This is a genomic window from Streptomyces sp. NPDC042371, from assembly GCF_056437465.1.
On the sequence record NZ_JBWKAP010000001.1, the window covers coordinates 36,289 to 55,496 of the forward strand.

Annotated in this window: 23 protein-coding genes; 2 read left to right on the top strand and 21 right to left on the bottom strand. The window is 71.8% G+C overall.

From position 1 onward, the window contains the following. Window positions 1-126: 126 nt before the first annotated feature. From lgt to hisI, 11 genes are all read right to left on the bottom strand, one after another. Window positions 127-1,092, bottom strand: coding sequence for a prolipoprotein diacylglyceryl transferase (lgt, locus tag AC068B_RS00145; RefSeq protein WP_478667959.1), 966 nt, complete (start codon window positions 1,090-1,092; stop codon window positions 127-129). Window positions 1,093-1,210: 118 nt separating this feature from the next. Further along, on the bottom strand, window positions 1,211-1,993 hold the full coding sequence (locus AC068B_RS00150; protein ID WP_478667961.1) for a DsbA family protein: 783 nt from the start codon (window positions 1,991-1,993) through the stop codon (window positions 1,211-1,213). Between the two features lie 63 nt (window positions 1,994-2,056). Then, window positions 2,057-2,872, bottom strand: a complete 816-nt coding sequence (gene trpA, locus AC068B_RS00155) for a tryptophan synthase subunit alpha (RefSeq protein ID WP_478667962.1) — start codon at window positions 2,870-2,872, stop codon at window positions 2,057-2,059. Continuing rightward, complete coding sequence (trpB, locus tag AC068B_RS00160; protein ID WP_478667963.1) at window positions 2,869-4,155, bottom strand: tryptophan synthase subunit beta; 1,287 nt, start codon at window positions 4,153-4,155, stop codon at window positions 2,869-2,871. Before trpB ends, trpA begins: the two co-directional genes overlap by 4 nt. A 136-nt stretch (window positions 4,156-4,291) precedes the next feature. Next, complete coding sequence (gene trpM, locus AC068B_RS00165) at window positions 4,292-4,453, bottom strand: tryptophan biosynthesis modulator TrpM (RefSeq protein WP_371934713.1); 162 nt, start codon at window positions 4,451-4,453, stop codon at window positions 4,292-4,294. A 9-nt stretch (window positions 4,454-4,462) separates the two neighbouring features. Further along, entirely contained in the window at window positions 4,463-5,272 is an 810-nt protein-coding gene (gene trpC / locus AC068B_RS00170) for an indole-3-glycerol phosphate synthase TrpC (protein ID WP_398307283.1), read from the bottom strand. Between the two features lie 139 nt (window positions 5,273-5,411). After that, the gene (locus AC068B_RS00175) at window positions 5,412-5,837 is read right to left on the bottom strand and encodes a DUF2752 domain-containing protein (protein WP_356263790.1); all 426 of its coding nucleotides are present in this window, start codon (window positions 5,835-5,837) and stop codon (window positions 5,412-5,414) included. 151 nt (window positions 5,838-5,988) lie between these two features. Next, window positions 5,989-6,213 (bottom strand): HGxxPAAW family protein, encoded by a 225-nt coding sequence (locus AC068B_RS00180; protein ID WP_478667966.1) that lies wholly within the window; start codon window positions 6,211-6,213, stop codon window positions 5,989-5,991. A 108-nt stretch (window positions 6,214-6,321) separates the two neighbouring features. After that, window positions 6,322-6,969, bottom strand: coding sequence for a TIGR02234 family membrane protein (locus AC068B_RS00185; RefSeq protein ID WP_478667967.1), 648 nt, complete (start codon window positions 6,967-6,969; stop codon window positions 6,322-6,324). Between the two features lie 7 nt (window positions 6,970-6,976). Beyond that, complete coding sequence (locus AC068B_RS00190; RefSeq protein WP_478667968.1) at window positions 6,977-8,485, bottom strand: anthranilate synthase component I; 1,509 nt, start codon at window positions 8,483-8,485, stop codon at window positions 6,977-6,979. A gap of 11 nt (window positions 8,486-8,496) precedes the next feature. Beyond that, on the bottom strand, window positions 8,497-8,892 hold the full coding sequence (gene hisI, locus AC068B_RS00195; protein WP_356263779.1) for a phosphoribosyl-AMP cyclohydrolase: 396 nt from the start codon (window positions 8,890-8,892) through the stop codon (window positions 8,497-8,499). 82 nt (window positions 8,893-8,974) lie between these two features. On the opposite strand from hisI, the gene AC068B_RS00200 reads away from it, so the two are divergent. Further along, on the top strand, window positions 8,975-9,610 hold the full coding sequence (locus AC068B_RS00200; RefSeq protein ID WP_478667970.1) for a TIGR03085 family metal-binding protein: 636 nt from the start codon (window positions 8,975-8,977) through the stop codon (window positions 9,608-9,610). 10 nt (window positions 9,611-9,620) lie between these two features. Here AC068B_RS00200 and AC068B_RS00205 read toward each other — a convergent pair whose 3' ends face one another. The 10 genes from AC068B_RS00205 to hisD all read right to left on the bottom strand — a co-directional run bounded on the left by AC068B_RS00205 (window position 9,621) and on the right by hisD (window position 17,310). Continuing rightward, window positions 9,621-10,862 carry an MFS transporter gene (locus tag AC068B_RS00205; protein WP_478667971.1) on the bottom strand — a complete coding sequence of 414 codons (1,242 nt, stop codon included), beginning with the start codon at window positions 10,860-10,862 and terminating at the stop codon, window positions 9,621-9,623. Window positions 10,863-10,872: 10 nt separating this feature from the next. Next, entirely contained in the window at window positions 10,873-11,454 is a 582-nt protein-coding gene (locus AC068B_RS00210) for a helix-turn-helix domain-containing protein (protein ID WP_478667973.1), read from the bottom strand. Between the two features lie 123 nt (window positions 11,455-11,577). Further along, window positions 11,578-12,333 carry an imidazole glycerol phosphate synthase subunit HisF gene (hisF, locus tag AC068B_RS00215; RefSeq protein ID WP_478667974.1) on the bottom strand — a complete coding sequence of 252 codons (756 nt, stop codon included), beginning with the start codon at window positions 12,331-12,333 and terminating at the stop codon, window positions 11,578-11,580. Further along, complete coding sequence (locus tag AC068B_RS00220; protein ID WP_478667976.1) at window positions 12,330-12,725, bottom strand: RidA family protein; 396 nt, start codon at window positions 12,723-12,725, stop codon at window positions 12,330-12,332. Before AC068B_RS00220 ends, hisF begins: the two co-directional genes overlap by 4 nt. Then, window positions 12,722-13,447 carry a bifunctional 1-(5-phosphoribosyl)-5-((5-phosphoribosylamino)methylideneamino)imidazole-4-carboxamide isomerase/phosphoribosylanthranilate isomerase PriA gene (gene priA, locus AC068B_RS00225; protein ID WP_356263763.1) on the bottom strand — a complete coding sequence of 242 codons (726 nt, stop codon included), beginning with the start codon at window positions 13,445-13,447 and terminating at the stop codon, window positions 12,722-12,724. Before priA ends, AC068B_RS00220 begins: the two co-directional genes overlap by 4 nt. Beyond that, the gene (gene hisH / locus AC068B_RS00230; protein ID WP_478667977.1) at window positions 13,444-14,085 is read right to left on the bottom strand and encodes an imidazole glycerol phosphate synthase subunit HisH; all 642 of its coding nucleotides are present in this window, start codon (window positions 14,083-14,085) and stop codon (window positions 13,444-13,446) included. Before hisH ends, priA begins: the two co-directional genes overlap by 4 nt. A 17-nt stretch (window positions 14,086-14,102) precedes the next feature. Next, the gene (locus tag AC068B_RS00235) at window positions 14,103-14,267 is read right to left on the bottom strand and encodes a hypothetical protein (RefSeq protein WP_055527442.1); all 165 of its coding nucleotides are present in this window, start codon (window positions 14,265-14,267) and stop codon (window positions 14,103-14,105) included. Window positions 14,268-14,270: 3 nt separating this feature from the next. Continuing rightward, on the bottom strand, window positions 14,271-14,873 hold the full coding sequence (gene hisB / locus AC068B_RS00240; protein WP_359351425.1) for an imidazoleglycerol-phosphate dehydratase HisB: 603 nt from the start codon (window positions 14,871-14,873) through the stop codon (window positions 14,271-14,273). Continuing rightward, entirely contained in the window at window positions 14,870-15,982 is a 1,113-nt protein-coding gene (locus AC068B_RS00245) for a histidinol-phosphate transaminase (RefSeq protein WP_478667979.1), read from the bottom strand. Before AC068B_RS00245 ends, hisB begins: the two co-directional genes overlap by 4 nt. Then, window positions 15,979-17,310 carry a histidinol dehydrogenase gene (hisD, locus tag AC068B_RS00250; RefSeq protein ID WP_478667980.1) on the bottom strand — a complete coding sequence of 444 codons (1,332 nt, stop codon included), beginning with the start codon at window positions 17,308-17,310 and terminating at the stop codon, window positions 15,979-15,981. Before hisD ends, AC068B_RS00245 begins: the two co-directional genes overlap by 4 nt. A gap of 232 nt (window positions 17,311-17,542) precedes the next feature. Between hisD and AC068B_RS00255 the strand changes: the two genes are divergently transcribed. Then, window positions 17,543-19,057, top strand: a complete 1,515-nt coding sequence (locus AC068B_RS00255) for an oxidoreductase (RefSeq protein WP_478669186.1) — start codon at window positions 17,543-17,545, stop codon at window positions 19,055-19,057. The last annotated feature ends 151 nt before the right edge of the window (window positions 19,058-19,208 follow it).

The window sequence follows — 19,208 nt, forward strand, 5'->3', positions numbered from 1 at the left end:
TGTGTCATCACCCCGGTCGGATCAGTGGGCGTCGTCTGGTGCGTGCGATCGCAAGGCGCCGGAACGCAACGCCGCGAGCGTGCGTGCCAGACGACGCCCACCCGGCCGGGGTGATGACACAGGCTCTCAGCTCTTCTTGGCCGACCCGGCTTCCTCGTCGGAGGCCTTGGCGTCCTCCACCTTGTCAGCCTTCTCGGCCTTCTCGGCCTTGTTGGCCTCGTCCTCCGGCTTGGTGAGCTTCGAGGCGGCGGTGTCGCTCCCGTCGGGGGACGACTCGTCGTCCGGCTCGACGATCTCCTCGCGTCCGGGGTGCTTCTTGGCCGACACCACGAGGTAGACGACCGCGAGCAGGAACACCACGATGGCGGTCCACACGTTCAGCCGCACGCCGAGCACGTGGTGCGCGTCGTCGACCCGCATGTACTCGATCCAGCCGCGCCCGGCGCAGTACGCCGCGACGTACAGTGCGAACGCCCTGCCGTGTCCGAGCTTGTAGCGGCGGTCGGCCCAGATGACGAGGGCGGCGACGCCGATGCACCACAGCGACTCGTACAGGAAGGTGGGGTGGTACGTGCCGGGGACCCGGCCGTCCTCGGCCGAGGTGATCTTCAGCGCCCAGGGCACGTCCGTGGCCTTGCCGTACAGCTCCTGGTTGAACCAGTTGCCCCAGCGGCCGATGGCCTGGGCGAGGGCGATGCCGGGGGCCAGCGCGTCGGCCCAGGCGGGCAGCGGGATCCCGCGGCGGCGACAGCCGATCCATGCGCCGACCGCGCCGAGCGCGATCGCGCCCCAGATGCCGAGGCCGCCCTCCCAGATCTTGAAGGCGTCCACCCAGTCACGGCCGTCGCTGAAGTACAGCTGATAGTCCGTGATCACGTGGTAGAGGCGGCCGCCGACGAGGCCGAACGGCACGGCCCACACGGCGATGTCGGCCACGGTGCCTGACCGGCCCCCGCGATCGATCCACCGCTTGTTGCCGAGCCAGACGGCTACGAAGACGCCGATGATGATGCAGAACGCGTAGCCGCGCAACGGGATGGGTCCGAGTTCGACCACACCGCGCGACGGACTGGGAATGAAGGCAAGGTCCATGACACGACCGACGCTACCGTGCCGGGCATCGGGGGCGGCAACCGGTCCGGCTACGGGTCCATAACGTCAGCCACGTCAGTGACGTCGGCACCGGGTCGATTGCCCGCCCCCCTGGGCGTCAACTGCGGTTCGCCTCTGCCACCTTCTGCCGCAGTTTCTGGGGTGACAGCGGGTTGTTCTGGTCCCCGAAGATGTCCTTGCCGTTGAGCCGGACCGTCGGGGTGCCGCGCAGCTTCGCGTCCTGGAAGGCCTGGTTGGACTTGTCGACCCAGCTGTCGTGCTTGCCGTCCTCGACGCACTTCTTGAAGGAATCGGTGTCCAGGCCGTCCACCTGCCCGGCGAGCTCGATCAGCTTGCTGTTCTTCCCGAACGCGTCGTCGGGCTCGGCGGGCTGATTCTTGAAGAGCACGTCGTGGTACGGCACGAACTTGCCCGCGTCCTGGGCGCAGCCCGCGGCGTTGGCCGCGCGCTTGGAGCCGCTGCCGCCCATGTTCCCGTCGATCAGCGTGGCCAGGTGATATTCGACCTTGAGCTCGCCCTTCTCGGTGAGGTCATGGACCGTCGAACGATAGCCGTCCTCGAATCCCTTGCAGGCCGGGCAGCGGAAGTCCTCCCAGACGGTGAGGGTGGACTTGGCGCTTTCCTTGCCGACGGGGATCGCGGGCCCGTCCTTGTCGCTCGCTCCCTTGGGCGCGACCACCGGCCCTGCCGTGTCGCTCTTGTCGTCGTCGCCGGAGTTGGCGGCGAGCAGCCCGACCACGGCGGCGAGTCCGAGGACGCCCACCACCGCGGCGCCCACGACCAGCGCCCGGCGCTGCTTGTCGCGGGCCTTCTGCCGGTCTCGCTCTTCCGCCAGCCGCTCGCGGGCCGATCGTTTTCCCTCACGGTTCTTCTCGCTCACACCGGGCCAAACGAACCGGGGAGGCACGAGCGTGCCTCCCCGGTCCAGGTCCACCCGTACGAGTTACGCCTTGCCGCGGACCCCGTCCGCGAGCTCACCGGCGAGCGCACGCACGGCGGCGAGCCCGGCGGCCTCGTCCGGCGCGTCCAGCATCCGCTGCACGAACGCGGAGCCGACGATCACTCCGTCGGCGAAGCCCGCGACCTCGACGGCCTGGCGGGCGTTGGAGACGCCGAGGCCGACACAGACCGGCAGTTCGGTGGTGGCCTTGGTGCGCCGCACCAGGTCCTGCGCCTGGGCGCCCACCGACTCACGGGTGCCGGTGACCCCCATCAGCGACGCCGCGTAGACGAAGCCGGAGCCCGCCGCGGTGATCGTGGCGAGCCGCTCGTCCTTGCTGCTCGGCGCCACGACGAAGACCGTCGCCAGGCCGTGCTTCTCGGCGTGCTCCCTCCAGAGCGCGGACTCCTGGACGGGCAGGTCCGGCAGGATGCAGCCCGCGCCGCCCGCCTCGGCGAGCTCGGCGGTGAACCGTTCCACGCCGTAGCGGTCGATCGGATTCCAGTACGTCATGACGAGCACCGGCTTGCCGGTCGCCTCGTGGGCCTCGCGGACGGTGCGCATGACGTCGCGGATCTTGAGGCCGCCGCGCAGCGCGATGTCGTCGGCGGTCTGGATGACCGGGCCGTCGAGCACCGGGTCCGAGTGCGGCAGGCCGACCTCGACCACGTCGGCGCCGCCGTCGAAGACCGCCTTGACGGCCTCGATGCCGCCGTCGACGGTGGGGAATCCCGCGGGCAGGTAGGCGATGAGGGCGGCCCTGCCCTCGGCCTTGGCACCGGCGAGGGCCTCGTCCAACAGCCTGATGTTGCCGCTCACTTGGCGTCCCCCTCGATCTCGGCGCCGGTGGCGGACGCGTCCGCCTCGACGACTGCGTCCGTGTCGTACAGGCCGAAGTAGCGCGCGGCCGTGTCCATGTCCTTGTCGCCGCGCCCGGAGAGGTTGATGACGATCAGCCCGTCCTTGCCGAGCTCCTTGCCGACCTCCAGCGCCCCGGCGAGCGCGTGGGCACTCTCGATGGCCGGGATGATGCCCTCGGTGCGCGACAGGAGGCGCAGGGCCTGCATCGCCGCGTCGTCGGTGACCGCCCGGTACTCGCCGCGGCCGCTGTCCTTGAGGTAGGCGTGCTCGGGGCCGATGCCGGGGTAGTCGAGTCCGGCCGAGATCGAGTAGGGCTCGGTGATCTGGCCCTCCTCGTCCTGGAGGACGTAGCTGCGGGAGCCGTGCAGGATGCCCGGCTCGCCCGCGGTGAGGGTGGCGGCGTGCTCGCCGGTCGCCACGCCGTGTCCCGCGGGCTCGCAGCCGATGAGGCGCACGTCCGCGTCCGGGATGAAGGCGTGGAAGAGGCCGATGGCGTTGGAGCCGCCGCCGACGCAGGCGACGGCAGCGTCGGGCAGGCGCCCGGCGCGCTCCAGGATCTGCCGCCTGGCCTCGACGCCGATGACGCGGTGGAAGTCGCGGACCATGGCGGGGAAGGGGTGCGGCCCGGCCACGGTGCCGAAGAGGTAGTGGGTGCGGTCCACGTTGGCGACCCAGTCGCGGAACGCCTCGTTGATGGCGTCCTTGAGGGTGCGGCTGCCGGACTTCACGGCGACGACCTCGGCGCCGAGCATCCGCATGCGGGCCACGTTCAGGGCCTGGCGCTCGGTGTCGATCTCGCCCATGTAGATGGTGCATTCGAGGCCGAAGAGCGCACAGGCGGTGGCCGTGGCGACGCCGTGCTGTCCGGCGCCGGTCTCGGCGATGACGCGGGTCTTGCCCATCCGCTTGGTGAGCAGGGCCTGGCCGAGCACGTTGTTGATCTTGTGCGAGCCGGTGTGGTTCAGGTCCTCGCGCTTGAGGAAGACGCGTGCGCCACCGGCGTGCTCCGCGAAGCGGGGCACCTCGGTGAGGCTGCTGGGCCGCCCGGTGTAGTGGACGAGCAGGTCGTCCAGCTCGGCGGCGAAGGCGGGGTCGCTCTTCGCCTTGTCGTACTCGACGGCGACCTCGTCCACGGCGGCGACGAGGGCCTCCGGGATGAACTTGCCGCCGTACGCGCCGAAGTAGCCTTCGGCGCTGGGGATCTGACCCTCGGGATCGGGGATGAAGTACTCGCTGGACATGCGGAAACCTCGCAATGGCTGGCGTTGGCGGTTGGCATGAAATCGCCCGATCGCCGTAGCTGGAGCAGGTTCCGTCGCGACCGCGGCCCGGTGTGGGCTGATCGCGCAGTTCCCCGCGCCCCTGAAGGGGCGCTCCTCAGCTCGGTCGGCGCTCAGGGCGCCGTCGCCATCGCATCCCGGGAATCTGGCCGGGCTCAGAGCCGATGTGGTACCGCACGCGCCTGCCCCGCACGCGCCGCGCGGGCGCCCGGCAGCCGCGGGGGCGGCAACCGGGTGCGAGGCGGGCGGAGATCGACATCGGGAGGGGTCAGCTCCGTCCGTGACGGAGCGCCGGGTGCGTGCCCGCGGCGACCAGGTCGGAGACCGCGCCCTTCGGGTCGCGGCCGGTGACCAGGGACTCGCCCACGAGCACCGCGTCGGCGCCCGCGTTGGCGAAGGCGATGAGGTCGTGCGGCCCGCGCACACCGGACTCGGCGATCTTGACGACGCTGTCCGGCAGCTCGGGGGCGACCCGCTCGAAGGTGGAGCGGTCGACCTTCAGGGTCTTGAGGTCGCGGTTGTTGACGCCGATGACGCGGGCGCCCGCGTCGACGGCGCGCTCGGCCTCGTCCTCGTCGTGCACCTCGACGATCGGCGTGAGGCCGATCGATTCGGCACGCTCGATGAGGGACTCCAGGGCGGGCTGCTCCAGGGCGGCCACGATAAGGAGTGCGAGGTCCGCGCCGTAAGCCCTGGCCTCCCACAGCTGGTACGAGGTGACGATGAAGTCCTTGCGCAGCACCGGGATGTCGACCTTGGCCCGGACGGCCTCCAGGTCGGCGAGCGAACCGCCGAAGCGGCGCTCCTCGGTGAGCACGGAGATGACGGCGGCGCCGCCCGCCTCGTAGTCCGCGGCGAGGCCTGCCGGGTCGGCGATCGCGGCGAGCGCGCCCTTGGAGGGGCTGGAGCGCTTCACCTCGCAGATGACCTTGACGCCGTCGCCGCGCAGGGCCGCCGCGCCGTCCTTGGCCGCGGGAGCCTTGGCCGCACGCTCCTTGAGCTCGTCGAGGCTGACGCGTGCCTGCCGCTCCGCGAGGTCGGCACGGACTCCGTCGATGATCTCGTCGAGCACACTCACGCGAGCGGCCCCCTTCCTGACGGTTGAGCTGACGTTCAAGCTGGTCACTGCGATGGTATCCGCAGGAGGGCGAAGGGCCCGCATCCGGTTGACGCCCATCCCACGACCTGGACCGCCGTCGGGCCCGCAACCTGCGGTTTCAGGGATGCAGCCATGACCCGAACGGCAGATTGCGCGTCAGGGTGAAGATCGCGACCAGGGCGCCGAGACCCCACAGCTGAACCGTCCCCAACGTGATCCGCAAGGGCCGACCGCGCACGGTCCTGACCACCCACACGGTCCACAGCACGGCGAAGACGACGTACCCGGCGACGGCGAGCGCATTGGCGCCGAGGGCCGCCGCGACATCGCCGTGCACGAAGGCGTGCGCGCTGCGCAGGCCGCCGCAGCCGGGGCAGTAGATGCCGGTGAGGCGCAGCAGCGGGCACGCGGGGTAGTGGCCGGGTTCGTTCGGGTCGACGGCGCCGACGTAGGCGAAGGCTCCGGCGACCGAGGCGAGCAGTCCCGCCGGTACGAGCAGACGGGTCAGGACGGCGGGCGCGGCGCTCTCGGGTTCGGCGGTCACCCGTGCATTCTGCCGCGCGCCCGGGCGCGTCGCCCGGTGGGCACGGCGGGGAGTTCGGGACACGCGAAAGAGGCGGCCCCGGCACCTGCCGGACCGCCTCTTGTCGTACAGCTCGTACAGCTCGTACAGCGTGATCGGCTCGTACGGCGCGTCAGCTGCCGGAGGGCGCGACCTGGCGCTGCGGACGCTTGGCCTGGCCCATGCCCGCGGCGCGCATGGCGCCGCCCACGAGGGCGCCGATGACGGTGATCGCCATGCCGACCCAGAAGCCGGGCACGTTGGCCATCACCATGAAGGCGCCCGCGACGCAGAAGCCGACGAAGGCGATGATCGAACCGGTCCAGGCAGCCGGGGTGTGTCCGTGGTCATGCGCCATGAAAATGCTCCTTGTTGCTGTGTGCGCGGCGGGGACTGGGGAGCCCACCGCGTAGCGGACGCTCCTTGCCATTCTCCCGCACTCGCGCGCATGCCCTGAGCTCGGGGGTCAGGTTCCGTGCGTGGGGTCCTCGCCGCGGTCGAGGGCCTTCCACAGCTCCTCGGGGCGCTCCGGGTCCGGGGCGCGGCGCGCCTTGCGGGGACTGGGCGTGCCGTCGCGTTCGTAGCGCCCCGACATCGCGGGCCAGGAGCGGCCGTACGTGAGGGCGAGCAGCCCGGCGAGCAGCAGCAGCGCGCCCGCGGCGGCCGCGGCGTAGGGCCAGCCGGTGTGCGACAGGTCACTGATGGTGGTGGCGGCGTCGCCGGACGCGGTGGCGGCCTTCTCGTCGAGGGCGTCGCTGTCGTTGGCACCGAGCAGCGCCGCGGCGACGATGCCGCCGCCGCTGAGCGTGAGCAGCAGGGAGACCAGGAAGCGTCCGGCACGGCGGACCGCGAAGACCGCGACGAGGGCGGCGAGGCCGACGATCGCCAGGGCCGCGGGCACGCCCGTGACGTCGCTGCCCTTGGCGGTCAGCGGCAGCTCGCCGCCGGCCACCGACGCGGTGCCGTGGGCCCAGGCCTGGCGGGACGCGAGCAGCGCGAGGGCCGCGCCGACGGCGCCGAGCAGCAGCGCGACAGCGATGCTGCGTCTGCTGCTGCGCTGGGCCCGGCTCTCGGACGTGTCCTCGGTACGGGGCGGAGGTACGGCAGAAGTCACCTGTCCACTATCCCTCACGGCCCGAACGTCCGTGCAGCCGGTTCGCCGTGTGGATGGCGCGCAGCACCGCGGCGGCCTTGTTCCGGCACTCGGTGTCCTCGGCGACGGGGTCGGAGTCGGCGACGACCCCGGCCCCGGCCTGCACGTATGCCGTGCCCTCGCGGAGCAGGGCGGTGCGGATCGCGATGGCGGTGTCGGAGTCGCCCGCGAAGTCGAGGTAGCCGACGCAGCCGCCGTAGAGCCCGCGGCGGGACGGCTCGAGCTCGTCGATGATCTGCATCGCCCGGGGCTTGGGGGCGCCGGAGAGGGTGCCCGCGGGGAAGCAGGCGGTGAGCACGTCGAAGGCGGTGCGGCCCTCGGCGACCTGGCCGGTGACCGTCGACACGATGTGCATGACGTGGGAGTACTTCTCGATGGACATGAAGTCGACGACCTCGACGGAGCCCGGTTCGCAGACCCGGCCCAGGTCGTTGCGGCCCAGGTCGACGAGCATCAGGTGCTCGGCGCGCTCCTTGGGGTCGGCGAGCAGCTCGTCGGCGAGTGCCTGGTCCTCCTGCGGGGTGGCGCCGCGGTGCCGGGTCCCCGCGATGGGGTGGACCATGGCGCGCCCGTCCTCGACCTTGACGAGTGCCTCGGGCGAGGAGCCGACCACGTCGAAGCCCTCGAAGCGGAAGAGGTACATGTACGGCGAGGGGTTGGTGGCGCGCAGCACGCGGTAGACGTCCAGCGCGGTCGCCGCGCACGGGGTCTCGAAGCGCTGCGAGGGGACGACCTGGAAGGCCTCACCGGCCCGGATGCGCTCCTTGATGTCCTCGACGGCCTCCTGGTACTGCTCCCCGCCCCACAGGGCGGTGTACGCGGGGAGCTCGGAGGGCGGCAGGGCGGCCGGGGGCTGGGAGAGGGGCCGGGAGAGGTCGGCCTCCATGGCGTCGAGGCGGGCGACCGCGTCGGCGTACGCCTCGTCGACCCCGGTCTCCAGGTCGTTGTGGTTGATCGCGTTGGCGATCAGCAGCACCGAGCCGTCCCAATGGTCAAGGACGGCGAGGTCGCTGGTGAGCAGCATGGTCAGCTCGGGGAGTCGCAGGTCGTCCCGCTCGCCCGGGCCGATCTTCTCCAGGCGGCGCACGATGTCGTAGCCGAGGTAGCCGACCATGCCGCCGGTGAAGGGCGGCAGGCCGTCGGCGCTGACGACGTCGCGGGGGGTGTGCAGTATCCCGATGGTGGCGCGCAGCGCGGCGAGCGGGTCGCCGGAGGTGGGCACGCCGACGGGCGGGGTGCCGAGCCAGTGGGCCTCGCCGTCGCGGACGGTGAGGGCGGCGGCGCTGCGGACGCCGACGAACGAGTAGCGGGACCAGGAGCGCCCGTTCTCCGCGGATTCGAGGAGGAACGTGCCGGGGCGTTCGGCGGCCAGCTTGCGGTAGAGGCCGACGGGGGTGTCGCCGTCCGCGAGGAGCTTGCGGCTGACGGGGATCACTCGGCGGTCGGCCGCCAGCTTGCGGAAGGTCTCGAGGTCCATGGCAGCAGACCCTACTGACCGGAGCCGGGCGCGCCGGGCACGGGCAGGACGGGCAGGACGTCGGTGTCGAAGCAGGTGCGCGTGCCCGTGTGGCAGGCCGCGCCGATCTGGTCGACCTGGACGAGGACGGTGTCCGCGTCGCAGTCGAGCGCGACCTCCTTGACGTACTGGAAGTGCCCTGACGTGTCGCCCTTGACCCAGTACTCCTGGCGGCTGCGCGACCAGTAGGTGCAGCGGCCCGTGGTGAGGGTGCGGTGCAGCGCCTCGTCGTCCATCCAGCCGAGCATGAGCACCTCACCGGTGTCGTACTGCTGGGCGATGGCGGGGACGAGGCCGTCGGCGCTGCGCCTGAGGCGCGCGGCGATCTCCGGGTCGAGGCTGCCGCTGGGCGGGGGAACGCTGGTCATGGCCCCATTGTGCCGCCCTTCGCGGGCCGCCCAGGGCGGTGTCCACTGTCCGGACCGTGGGGCCGGTCGTAGGGTGGCTGACATGTCGACCCATGCGAAGCGTGAACGACTTCTCCTCGCCGATCTGTTGGAGGCGGAGGGTCCCGAGGCGCCCACTCTGTGCGAGGGCTGGAAGACGCGTGACCTGGCGGCCCACGTGGTGGTGCGCGAGCGCCGCGCGGACGCGGCGGGCGGGCTCCTGATCAAGCAGCTCGCGCCGCGCCTGGAGCGGGTCCAGGCCGAGTTCGCCGCGAAGCCGTACGAGGAGCTGATCCAGCTGATCCGTACGGGACCGCCGCGGTTCTCGCCCTTCTCCCTCAAGCAGATCGACGAGTTGTCGAACGCCGTCGAGTTCTACGTCCACACCGAGGACGTGCGCCGCGCGCGCCCCGGCTGGACGCCCCGCAACCTCGACTCCGTCTTCGCGAACACCCTCTGGTCCCGCCTGGAGCGCTCGGCCCGTCTGGTGGGCCGCAAGGCCCCGGTGGGCCTGGTGCTGCGCCGCCCGGACGGCCAGACGGTGGTGGCCCACCGGGGCGCGCCGGTGGTGACGGTGACCGGTGAGCCGTCGGAGCTGCTGATGTTCGCGTACGGCAGGCAGGCGGTCGCGGACGTGGAGCTGGACGGCGACAAGGGAGCGATTGCGACGCTGCACGAGTCGAAGCAGCTGGGCCTCTGAACTCCCTTGCTCAGCGCGGGAGTTCGGCGTGGCGCAGGGGGCGTGAGCAGAGGCCTATGACGCCGCCGAGGGCGCTGAGCGCGGCGCACGCCGTGTACACCGGCTCGATGCCCCACGCCCCGATCGCGGCGCCGACGACCGGGTAGCAGAGCGGTGCGACGCCCATCGTGAACAGGGTGGCCACGGAGGTGACGCGCCCCAGGTAGGCGGGGTCGGCGGCGGTCTGCATGAGCGCCCCGATCAGGGCGCCGCCGAGCCCGGTGCACAGCCCCACGCAGAGCCCTGCGGCCGTGGCCACCGCGACCGAGGGCGCGAAGCCGATGCCCGCCAGGGCGACCGAGCCCGCGATGACGCCCACGGACTGCACCGCCCCGGCCCGGGGTATCCGCCCGCGCACGGCGAGCAGGAGGGCGGCGAGCCCCGCGCCGACGCCGAATCCCGCGACGACCCACCCCATCCCCGCTGCGCCCCAGCCGCGCCGGTCGGCGACGAGCACCAGGCCGATGTTGGCGGGCCCCGCGAAGCCGAGCTCCGTCACCGCCGCGACGAGCGTCAGCGGGGCGAGGACGCGGTGTCCGCGGATGTACCGCAGCCCGTCGGTGAGTTGCCGCATGGCCGAGTCGCCGCGCGCCGTGGTGTCGTCGGCGGGCAGCGGGCGCAGGCGTACGGCCGCGAGCAGCACCAGCGAGAGGACGAACAGCACGCCGCCGACGCCGAACGCGGCCGCCGGTCCGCCGAGCGCCACGGCGAGGCCGCCCAGCGGCGCCGCGACGACGGTGGCGACGCGCTGCGCCAACCCCCGCATGCCCTGGACCCGCCCCAGCTGGTCCGGCGCGGTGATGCGGGGCGGCAGCGCGCCCACGCTCGGCAGGAACAGCGCGTCGACCGCGCCGAAGACCAGGGCGATGCAGGCGAGCAGCCAGATGCCGGGCGAGGAGACGAGCAGCAGCAGGGCGGCGACGAGGAGCACCGCGCAGCGCACCGCGTCGCTGCCGATCACCACGCGGCGCGGGCCGAGGCGGTCCGCGACGACTCCCCCGCCGAGCATGAGGGCGGCGCGCGGGACGGCGCCGACGGCGAGGACCAGGCCAGCCTGGCCCGCGCTTCCGCTGCGGGCCGCGGCCCAGGACAGGGCGACGAAGTAGATCCCGTCGCCGACCATCGACGTGGTGTACGCGCCGAGCCAGCGCAGGACGTTGGCGTCGCGGTGGGCGGGTCTTTCCGTCGCCGGGGGTACGGTCACGGTGGTCACGGCGGGCCTCTCAGATCCGGAACGGGAAGCTGGCCATGTGCACGGCAACGTTCTCGCGGCCCTTGGTGTCCCCGGCCGCTTCGGCGGCCTTGCCGCGCTCCGTGTACGTCTGGATGAGGGCGTGGATCTCGGCGCTCAGGGCCGTGAGTTCGGCGGGATTGAGGCGCGCGAGGAAGTCCGACTGGTCGGCCGCCTTGCGCCACTCGGCACCCCAGGCCGTCTGCTGGTCGAGGTAGGTCTCGTACTGCTCCCTGCGGTGTGCGATCAGGCCGCGGAGGACGGCCGCGTGCGTGGCCGCCCCCTCCGGTGTGTCCTTGAAGTCCTCGTGGCGGAAGCTCAGCGTGTCCTGCGCGGCCTGCCACCACCGCTCCCGCGCGTCCTCGCTCTGCGCCGCCGCCTCCTCGATGAGGCCGTGCTCGGCGAGCTTGCGCAGGTGGTAGCTGACGAGCGAGACGGCCTCGTCGACCTGCGCGCCCAGTTGCGAGGCGGTCGCGGGACCGCCCACCCGCAGGGTGCTGTACAGCTTCATGCGCAGGGGGTGCCCGAAGGCCTTGAGGGTGCCCAGATCCGTGATCCGGCGGCGGTTCTCCATACCCTCACCGTAGATACGAAAGAAAAGTTGCACAACTAATATTGCGCAACTTTTCTTTCGCACTGTGGCGCAAAAAGGCCCCGGTCACCCCGCAGGGTGACCGGGGCCCAAGAAACCCCACCGCTACCGAACCGGGTGCCCCGCCTCCCGCAACGTCTCCTTGACCTCGCCGATCCGCAGATCGCCGAAGTGGAAGACCGACGCCGCGAGCACCGCGTCCGCGCCCGCCGCGACGGCGGGCGGGAAGTGCTCCAGGCGGCCCGCTCCACCGGAGGCGATCACGGGAACGGTCACGTGCTTGCGTACGGCCGAGATCATCTCGATGTCGTAGCCGTCCTTCGTACCGTCCGCGTCCATCGAGTTCAGCAGGATCTCCCCCGCCCCGAGCTCCGCGGCCCGGTGCGCCCACTCGACCGCGTCGATCCCCGCGGACTTGCGGCCGCCGTGGGTGGTGACCTCGAAGGCCCCGGACGGAGTCCGTCGCGCGTCCACCGACAGGACGAGGACCTGGCGCCCGAACCGCTCCGCGATCTCGCGGATCAGGTCGGGGCGCGCGATCGCCGCCGTGTTGACGCCGACCTTGTCCGCGCCCGCGCGCAGCAGCTTGTCGACGTCCTCCGCGGTGCGTACGCCGCCGCCCACCGTGAGCGGGATGAAGACCTGCTCGGCGGTGCGGCGGACCACGTCGTACGTCGTCTCGCGGTTGCCGGACGACGCGGTGATGTCCAGGAAGGTGAGCTCGTCGGCGCCCTCGGCGTCGTACACCTTGGCCATCTCGACGGGGTCGCCCGCGTCGCGCAGGTTCTGGAAGTTGACGCCCTTGACGACGCGGCCGTAGTCCACGTCCAGGCAGGGGATCACGCGTACCGCGAGCGTCATGCGGGGGCTCCTCGGAAGGCTTCCAGTTCCACTTCGACCAGGATGCGCGGGTCGACGAAGCCGGAGACGACCGCCATGGTCATCACCGGACGCACGGAGCCGAACACCTCCTTGTGGGCCCTGCCCACCTCGTCGACGTCCCGCGCGTGGGTCAGGAGAATTCGGGTGCGGATCACGGCCTCGGCCCCGAGGCCGAGCTCGCCGATCGCCTCCAGCGCGTTGTCCATGGCGACCCGCGCCTGTTCGTAGGGGTCGCCCTCGCCGTACAGGACGTCGCCCTTGAAGGAGGTGGTGCCGCCGACCACGACCCGGTCGCCCGCCTCGACGGCACGGGCGAAGCCGAAGGCCTCCTCCCAGGGGCTCCCGCTCTGCACTCGTCGCAGCCCGCTCATCGCGACACGGCCTCCAGCGCTTCCTCCAGCGTGAACGCCTTCGCGTACAGCGCCTTGCCGACGATCGAGCCCTCGACGCCCTGCGGCACGAGCTCGGCGATGGCGCGCAGGTCGTCGAGGCTGCTCACCCCGCCGGAGGCAACCACGGGACGGTCCGTCGCCGCGCAGACGTTGCGCAGGAGCTCCAGGTTGGGGCCCTGCAGCGTGCCGTCCTTGGCGATGTCCGTGACCACGTACCGCGCGCAGCCCTCGGCGTTCAGGCGCTCCAGGGTCTCGTAGAGGTCGCCGCCGTCGCGGGTCCAGCCGCGGCCGCGCAGCGTCGTGCCGCGTACGTCGAGACCGACCGCGATCTTGTCGCCGTACTCGGCGATGACCTTGGCGACCCACTCCGGGGTCTCCAGGGCGGCCGTGCCGAGGTTGACGCGGGTGCAGCCGGTGGCGAGGGCCGCGGCGAGCGTGTCGTCGTCGCGGATGCCGCCGGACAGCTCGACCTTGATGTCCATGGCGCCCGCGACCTCGGCGATCAGCGCGCGGTTGTCGCCGGTGCCGAACGCGGCGTCCAGGTCGACCAGGTGCAGCCACTCGGCGCCCGACCGCTGCCAGGCGAGGGCGGCCTCCAGCGGGGAGCCGTAGGACGTCTCCGAGCCGGACTCGCCGTGGACGAGGCGTACGGCCTGGCCGTCGCGGACGTCGACGGCGGGAAGGAGTTCGAGGGTGCTCACAGGGTTCCGATCCAGTTGGTGAGGAGCTGGGCGCCGGCGTCGCCGGACTTCTCGGGGTGGAACTGGGTGGCGCTCAGGGCGCCGTTCTCGACGGCCGCCACGAAGGGCTCGCCGTGCGTGGACCAGTGCACGTGGGGGGCGCGCATCACCGGGTTCGCGACCTCCAGGGACCAGTCGTGGACCGCATAGGAGTGCACGAAATAGAAGCGCGCGTCGTCGTCCAGGCCCTTGAAGAGCGGGGACCCCGCCGAGGCCTGGACCGTGTTCCAGCCCATGTGCGGCACGATCTCGGCCTTCAGCGGCGCGACCGTGCCGGGCCACTCGTCCAGGCCCTCGGTCTCCACGCCGTGCTCGATGCCGCGGGCGAAGAGGATCTGCATGCCGACGCAGATGCCCATGACGGGGCGGCCGCCGGACAGGCGGCGCCCGACGATCCAGTCGCCGCGCGCCTCCTTGAGCCCCTGCATGCAGGCGGCGAAGGCGCCGACGCCGGGCACGAGCAGGCCGTCGGCGTTCATGGCGGTGTCGTAGTCACGGGTGATCTCGATGTCGGCGCCCGCGCGCGCGAGGGCCCGCTCGGCGGAGCGCACGTTGCCGAAGCCGTAGTCGAAGACGACGACCTTCTTGGGAGTGCTCATGGTGCGTACGCCTCCCGTCAGTTCCAGTAGTCGAGCCGCAGGATGCCCGCGGCCAGACACATCACGGCGGCGATGGAGAGCAGCGTGATGAGGCTCTTCGGCATGCCCTGCTTGACGAAGGAGATGATGCCGCCGATCAGGAAGAGACCGACGACGATGAGGATGGTGTTGAGCCCGGTCATGGGTTACAGCGCACCCTTCGTGGAGGGGAGGATGCCTTCGGCGCGCGGGTCGCGCTCGGACGCGTACCGCAGGGCGCGGGCCAGGGCCTTGAACTGGCACTCCACGATGTGGTGGGCGTTGCGCCCGTACGGCACATGGACGTGCAGCGCGATCTGGGCCTGCGCGACGAAGGACTCCAGGATGTGCCGGGTCATCGTCGTGTCGTAGGCACCGATCATGGGCGCCATGTTCTCGGGCTCGGTGTGCACGAGGTAGGGGCGGCCGCTCAGGTCGACCGTCACCTGGGCGAGCGACTCGTCCAGCGGGACGGTGCAGTTGCCGAAGCGGTAGATGCCGACCTTGTCGCCGAGCGCCTGCTTGAAGGCGGCGCCGAGGGCGAGCGCGGTGTCCTCGATGGTGTGGTGCGAGTCGATGTGCAGGTCGCCGTCGGTCTTGACCGTCAGGTCGAAGAGGCCGTGGCGGCCGAGCTGGTCGAGCATGTGGTCGTAGAAGCCGACCCCGGTCGACACGTCGACCTTGCCGGTGCCGTCGAGGTCGATCTCGACGACGACGGAGGTCTCCTTGGTGGTCCGCTCGATTCTTCCGACGCGGCCTTGGCGAGTCATGCGCTCTGCTCCTTCTTGAGTGTGCGTACCGCATCGAGGAACGCGTCGTTTTCGTCAGGGGTTCCGGTGGACACGCGCAGCCATCCCGGCACGCCGTTGTCCCGCACCAGAACGCCCCGGTCGAGGATCCGCCGCCACACCTCATGGGAGTCGGCGAACCGCCCGAACTGCACGAAGTTGGCGTCGGAGTCGGTCACCGCGTACCCCATCGCGCGCAGCTCGGTGACGATGCGGTCGCGCTCGGCCTTGAGCTGCTCGACGTACTTCAGGAGCGTGTCGGTGTGCTCCAGGGCGGCGAGCGCCGTGGCCTGGGTGACGGCCGACAGGTGGTAGGGCAGGCGGACCAGCTGCACCGCGTCGACGACCGCCGGATCGGCGGCGAGGTAGCCGAGGCGCAGCCCCGCCGCGCCGAACGCCTTCGACATGGTGCGGGAGACGACGAGGTTCGGGCGCCCCTCGATCAGCGGGAGCAGCGAGTCGCCGTGGCTGAATTCGACGTACGCCTCGTCGATCACGACCATGGACGGCTTCGCGGCCTGCGCCGCCTCGTACAGCGCGAGGACGGCCTCGGCCGGGACCGCGTTACCCGTGGGGTTGTTGGGCGTGGTGATGAAGACGACGTCCGGCCGGTGCTCGGCGATGGCGCGCGTGGCCGCGACGACGTCGATGGTGAAGTCGTCGTGGCGGGGGCCCGAGATCCAGCCGGTGCCGGTGCCGCGGGCGATGAGGCCGTGCATCGAGTACGAGGGCTCGAAGCCGATGGCCGTGCGGCCGGGGCCGCCGAAGGTCTGCAGGAGTTGCTGGATGACCTCGTTCGAACCGTTCGCCGCCCAGACGTGGGCGCGCGTCACCTCGTGCCCGCCGGTGCGGGTGAGGTAGCGGGCAAGTTCGGTGCGCAGCTCGACCGCGTCCCTGTCGGGGTAGCGGTTGAGGTCGCGGGCGGCCTCGCGCACCCGCTCGGCGATGCGTTCGACGAGTGCTTCGGGCAGCGGGTAGGGGTTCTCGTTGGTGTTCAGGCGTACGGGCACGTCGAGCTGGGGTGCGCCGTAGGGGGACTTGCCGCGCAGCTCGTCGCGCACGGGCAGGTCGTCGATACGTACGTCGCTCACTGGCCCGGCACCTCCCACCCGAAGCGGGCCTTCACGGCCGCCCCGTGCGCGGGCAGGTCCTCCGCCTCGGCGAGCGTCACGACGTGGTGCGCGACGTCCGCGAGGGCCTCGCGCGAATAGTCCACGATGTGGATGCCGCGCAGGAACGACTGGACACTGAGCCCCGAGGAGTGGCAGGCGCAGCCGCCGGTCGGCAGGACGTGGTTGGAGCCCGCGCAGTAGTCGCCGAGGGAGACGGGCGCCCACGGGCCGACGAAGATCGCGCCGGCGTTCTTGACGCGCCCCGCGACGGCGGCCGCGTCCCCGGTCTGGATCTCCAGGTGCTCGGCGCCGTACGCGTCGACGACCCGCAGGCCCTCCTCCAGGCCGTCGACCAGGACGATCGCGGACTGGCGGCCGCTCAGCGCGGGGACGATGCGGTCCTCGACGTGCTTGGTGGCGGCGACCTGCGGCGCCAGCTCCTTCTCGACCGCGTCCGCGAGCGCAAGGGAGTCCGTGACGAGGACGGCGGCCGCGAGCGGGTCGTGCTCGGCCTGGCTGATCAGGTCGGACGCGACGTGCGCCGGGTCGGCGGTGTCGTCGGCGAGGACCGCGATCTCGGTCGGGCCCGCCTCGGTGTCGATGCCGATGCGCCCGGTGAAGTAGCGCTTGGCGGCCGCGACCCAGATGTTGCCGGGGCCCGTGACCATGTTGGCGGGGGCGCAGCTCTCGGTGCCGTACGCGAACATCGCGACGGCCTGGGCGCCGCCGACCGCGTACACCTCGTCGATGCCGAGGAGCGCGCAGGCGGCGAGGATCGTCGGGTGGGGCAGTCCGGCGAAGTCGGCCTGCGGCGGGGAGGCGAGGGCCATCGACTCGACGCCCGCCTCCTGCGCAGGGACGGCGTTCATGATCACGGAGGACGGGTAGACGGACCGGCCGCCCGGTGCGTAGAGCCCGACGCGCTCGACGGGCACCCACTTCTCGGTGACGGTGCCGCCGGGGACGACCTGCGTGGTGTGCGGGGCGCGGCGCTGCTCGCGGTGGACGGTGCGGGCGCGGCGGATGGATTCTTCCAGGGCCGCGCGCACGGCCGGGTCGAGGCCGTCCAGGGCCTCGGTGAGCGCGGCGGCGGGGACGCGGACCCGGTCCAGGCGCACGCCGTCGAACTTCTCCGCGTAGTCGATCAGCGCCGCGTCGCCACGATGATGCACGTCCTCGCAGATGGGCCGCACCTTCTCCAGGGCGGCCGCGACGTCGAAGTCGGCACGGGGCAGCAGGGCGCGCAGGGCGGACCCGGACGGAAATTCCGTGAGGGCGTCGCCGCGCAGATCGATTCGAGAGATCACATGGCCAATTCTCTCAGACCTTCATTCGGGGCCGGACGCGCGTATCACTGGCTGATATGAACCCCGGAAGACCGCGTTCACCACTAGGGTCTCGCTGGCGTTCAGCCGGTCACCGAGCGGGCATGAAACAGGTGTACGAGAGACGCGCACCGCAGGACGGAGGGGTACAGCAGTGGTCGACGACGCCGGCACCGGGGATCCGCCGGACGGGCTGACCGCCGCGGAGATCGGCATGTGGCAGGCCTTCCGCAACGGCAGTGTCTACGACCTCAGATCGGGCGATCCGGCGGTCGACGATCCGCACGGCGGGCACCCCTGGGGTCCCGAGCGGAGCGTGCGGGCGCGCATCGTGTGCTGGCTGCTGCTCGACGGCCCGCCCGCGCTCGCGGGCCGCGTCTCCTCCCTGAAGCTGGCGGGCGTGCAGATCACCGACCCGCTCGATCTCGCGGGCGGCACGGTCGTCCCGTACACCGAGATGAAGCACTGCCGCTTCGAGAAGGAGGTCCTCCTTCCCGAGGCCCGCTTCGCGACGCTGCGGCTCGTCGACTGCTCCATCCCGCGCGTCGAGGCGGCCAGGCTGCACACCGAGGGCGATCTGCACCTGCCGCGCTGCCGGATCCACAACGGCATCCGTCTCACCGACGCCCACATCGGCACCGATCTGCTGCTGAACCAGGCGGTGGTCTACCGCGACCGGCGCAGCCACTCGATCACCGGCGACGGCCTCACCGTTGGCCAGGACCTGCAGGCCGAGATGATGGAGTCGCACGGCGAGCTGAGCCTGCGCGGCGCGAAGGTCGGCGTGTCCCTGAGCCTGCGCGGCAGCAAGCTGGTGAACCAGTACGGCAGGCATGCCCTCAACGCCCCGCAGATGACCGTCGAGCGCACGCTCTACCTGACCCCGGCGGCCGTCGGCAATCCCCCGCAGACCAGCGGCACCACCCCGGCCCGCGGCACCCGCGTGCAGCGCTTCGAGTGCGAGGGCGGCATCCGCCTCGACGACGGCCGCTTCGGCGACGCCATCGACTTCGCGCACGCCCGCTTCACGCTCCAGAGCGACCAGGAGATCTCGCTGCGCCGCGTCCAGACGCCCGAGCTCCGCTTCCTCGGCGAGGCACCGCAGCGCGGGAAGGTCGTGCTGTCCGGCGCCAGGGTCGTCAACCTCATCGACCGGGCGACGAGCTGGCCGGGGCCCGGCGGCCTCCAGATGGGCGGATTCACGTACGAGAATCTCGTACCGCAGGGCAGCTTCCCGCTGTCCAGGCGGCTGAGCTGGGTGATGGCCGCGACGGCCGAGTACAACCCCGAGCCGTACGAGAAGCTCGCCACCGTCCTGCGCAACGGCGGCGAGGACGCCGACGCCCGCGAGGTCCTCCTCGCCAAGCAGCGCAGGCGCCGCGAGACCCTGCCGCTGGCGGCGAAGCTCTGGGGGTACGCACAGGACTGGACCGTCGCCTACGGCTACCGTCCTGGCCGGGCCGCGGTCTGGATGGCCGTGCTGTGGGCGATCAGCGCGGTGGCGTTCTCGCGCGCCGAGCATCCGGCGATCAAACCGGGCGAGCACCCGAACTGGAACCCCGCCCTGTTCTCCCTCGACCTGCTGCTGCCGGTCATCAACCTCGGACAGGACACCTACTGGCAGCTGAACGGCGGCTGGCAGTGGTTCTCGACCGCGCTGATCCTGCTCGGCTGGGTCCTTGCGACCACGGTGGCGGCGGGCGCGACCAGGCTCCTGCGGCGCAGCTGACCGACATTCTTCGAGAGAGAGCCCGCCACGGCCGAACCCCACGGCCAGCCGGAGGCTGAACCGTTACTCAACGGCAGGCAACCATCCCCCGCCCCGGGCCGTCATCCCTGCGACCGACAAACAACCACGACGGTGACCGGCGGATCCGCGC

Coding starts and splice junctions, on each gene's coding strand:
- AC068B_RS00220 (WP_478667976.1), bottom strand. CDS start 12,725: ATGAGCGGGCTGCGACGAGTGCAGAGCGGGAGCCCCTGGGAGGAGGCC.
- trpB (WP_478667963.1), bottom strand. CDS start 4,155: ATGTCCAGCGAGTACTTCATCCCCGATCCCGAGGGTCAGATCCCCAGC.
- AC068B_RS00255 (WP_478669186.1), top strand. CDS start 17,543: ATGTGGCAGGCCTTCCGCAACGGCAGTGTCTACGACCTCAGATCGGGC.
- AC068B_RS00235 (WP_055527442.1), bottom strand. CDS start 14,267: ATGACCGGGCTCAACACCATCCTCATCGTCGTCGGTCTCTTCCTGATC.
- AC068B_RS00180 (WP_478667966.1), bottom strand. CDS start 6,213: ATGGCGCATGACCACGGACACACCCCGGCTGCCTGGACCGGTTCGATC.
- hisF (WP_478667974.1), bottom strand. CDS start 12,333: ATGACGCTCGCGGTACGCGTGATCCCCTGCCTGGACGTGGACTACGGC.
- AC068B_RS00190 (WP_478667968.1), bottom strand. CDS start 8,485: ATGGACCTCGAGACCTTCCGCAAGCTGGCGGCCGACCGCCGAGTGATC.
- AC068B_RS00200 (WP_478667970.1), top strand. CDS start 8,975: ATGTCGACCCATGCGAAGCGTGAACGACTTCTCCTCGCCGATCTGTTG.
- hisH (WP_478667977.1), bottom strand. CDS start 14,085: ATGAGCACTCCCAAGAAGGTCGTCGTCTTCGACTACGGCTTCGGCAAC.
- trpM (WP_371934713.1), bottom strand. CDS start 4,453: ATGTCGATCTCCGCCCGCCTCGCACCCGGTTGCCGCCCCCGCGGCTGC.
- lgt (WP_478667959.1), bottom strand. CDS start 1,092: ATGGACCTTGCCTTCATTCCCAGTCCGTCGCGCGGTGTGGTCGAACTC.
- hisB (WP_359351425.1), bottom strand. CDS start 14,873: ATGACTCGCCAAGGCCGCGTCGGAAGAATCGAGCGGACCACCAAGGAG.
- AC068B_RS00210 (WP_478667973.1), bottom strand. CDS start 11,454: ATGGAGAACCGCCGCCGGATCACGGATCTGGGCACCCTCAAGGCCTTC.
- hisI (WP_356263779.1), bottom strand. CDS start 8,892: ATGACCAGCGTTCCCCCGCCCAGCGGCAGCCTCGACCCGGAGATCGCC.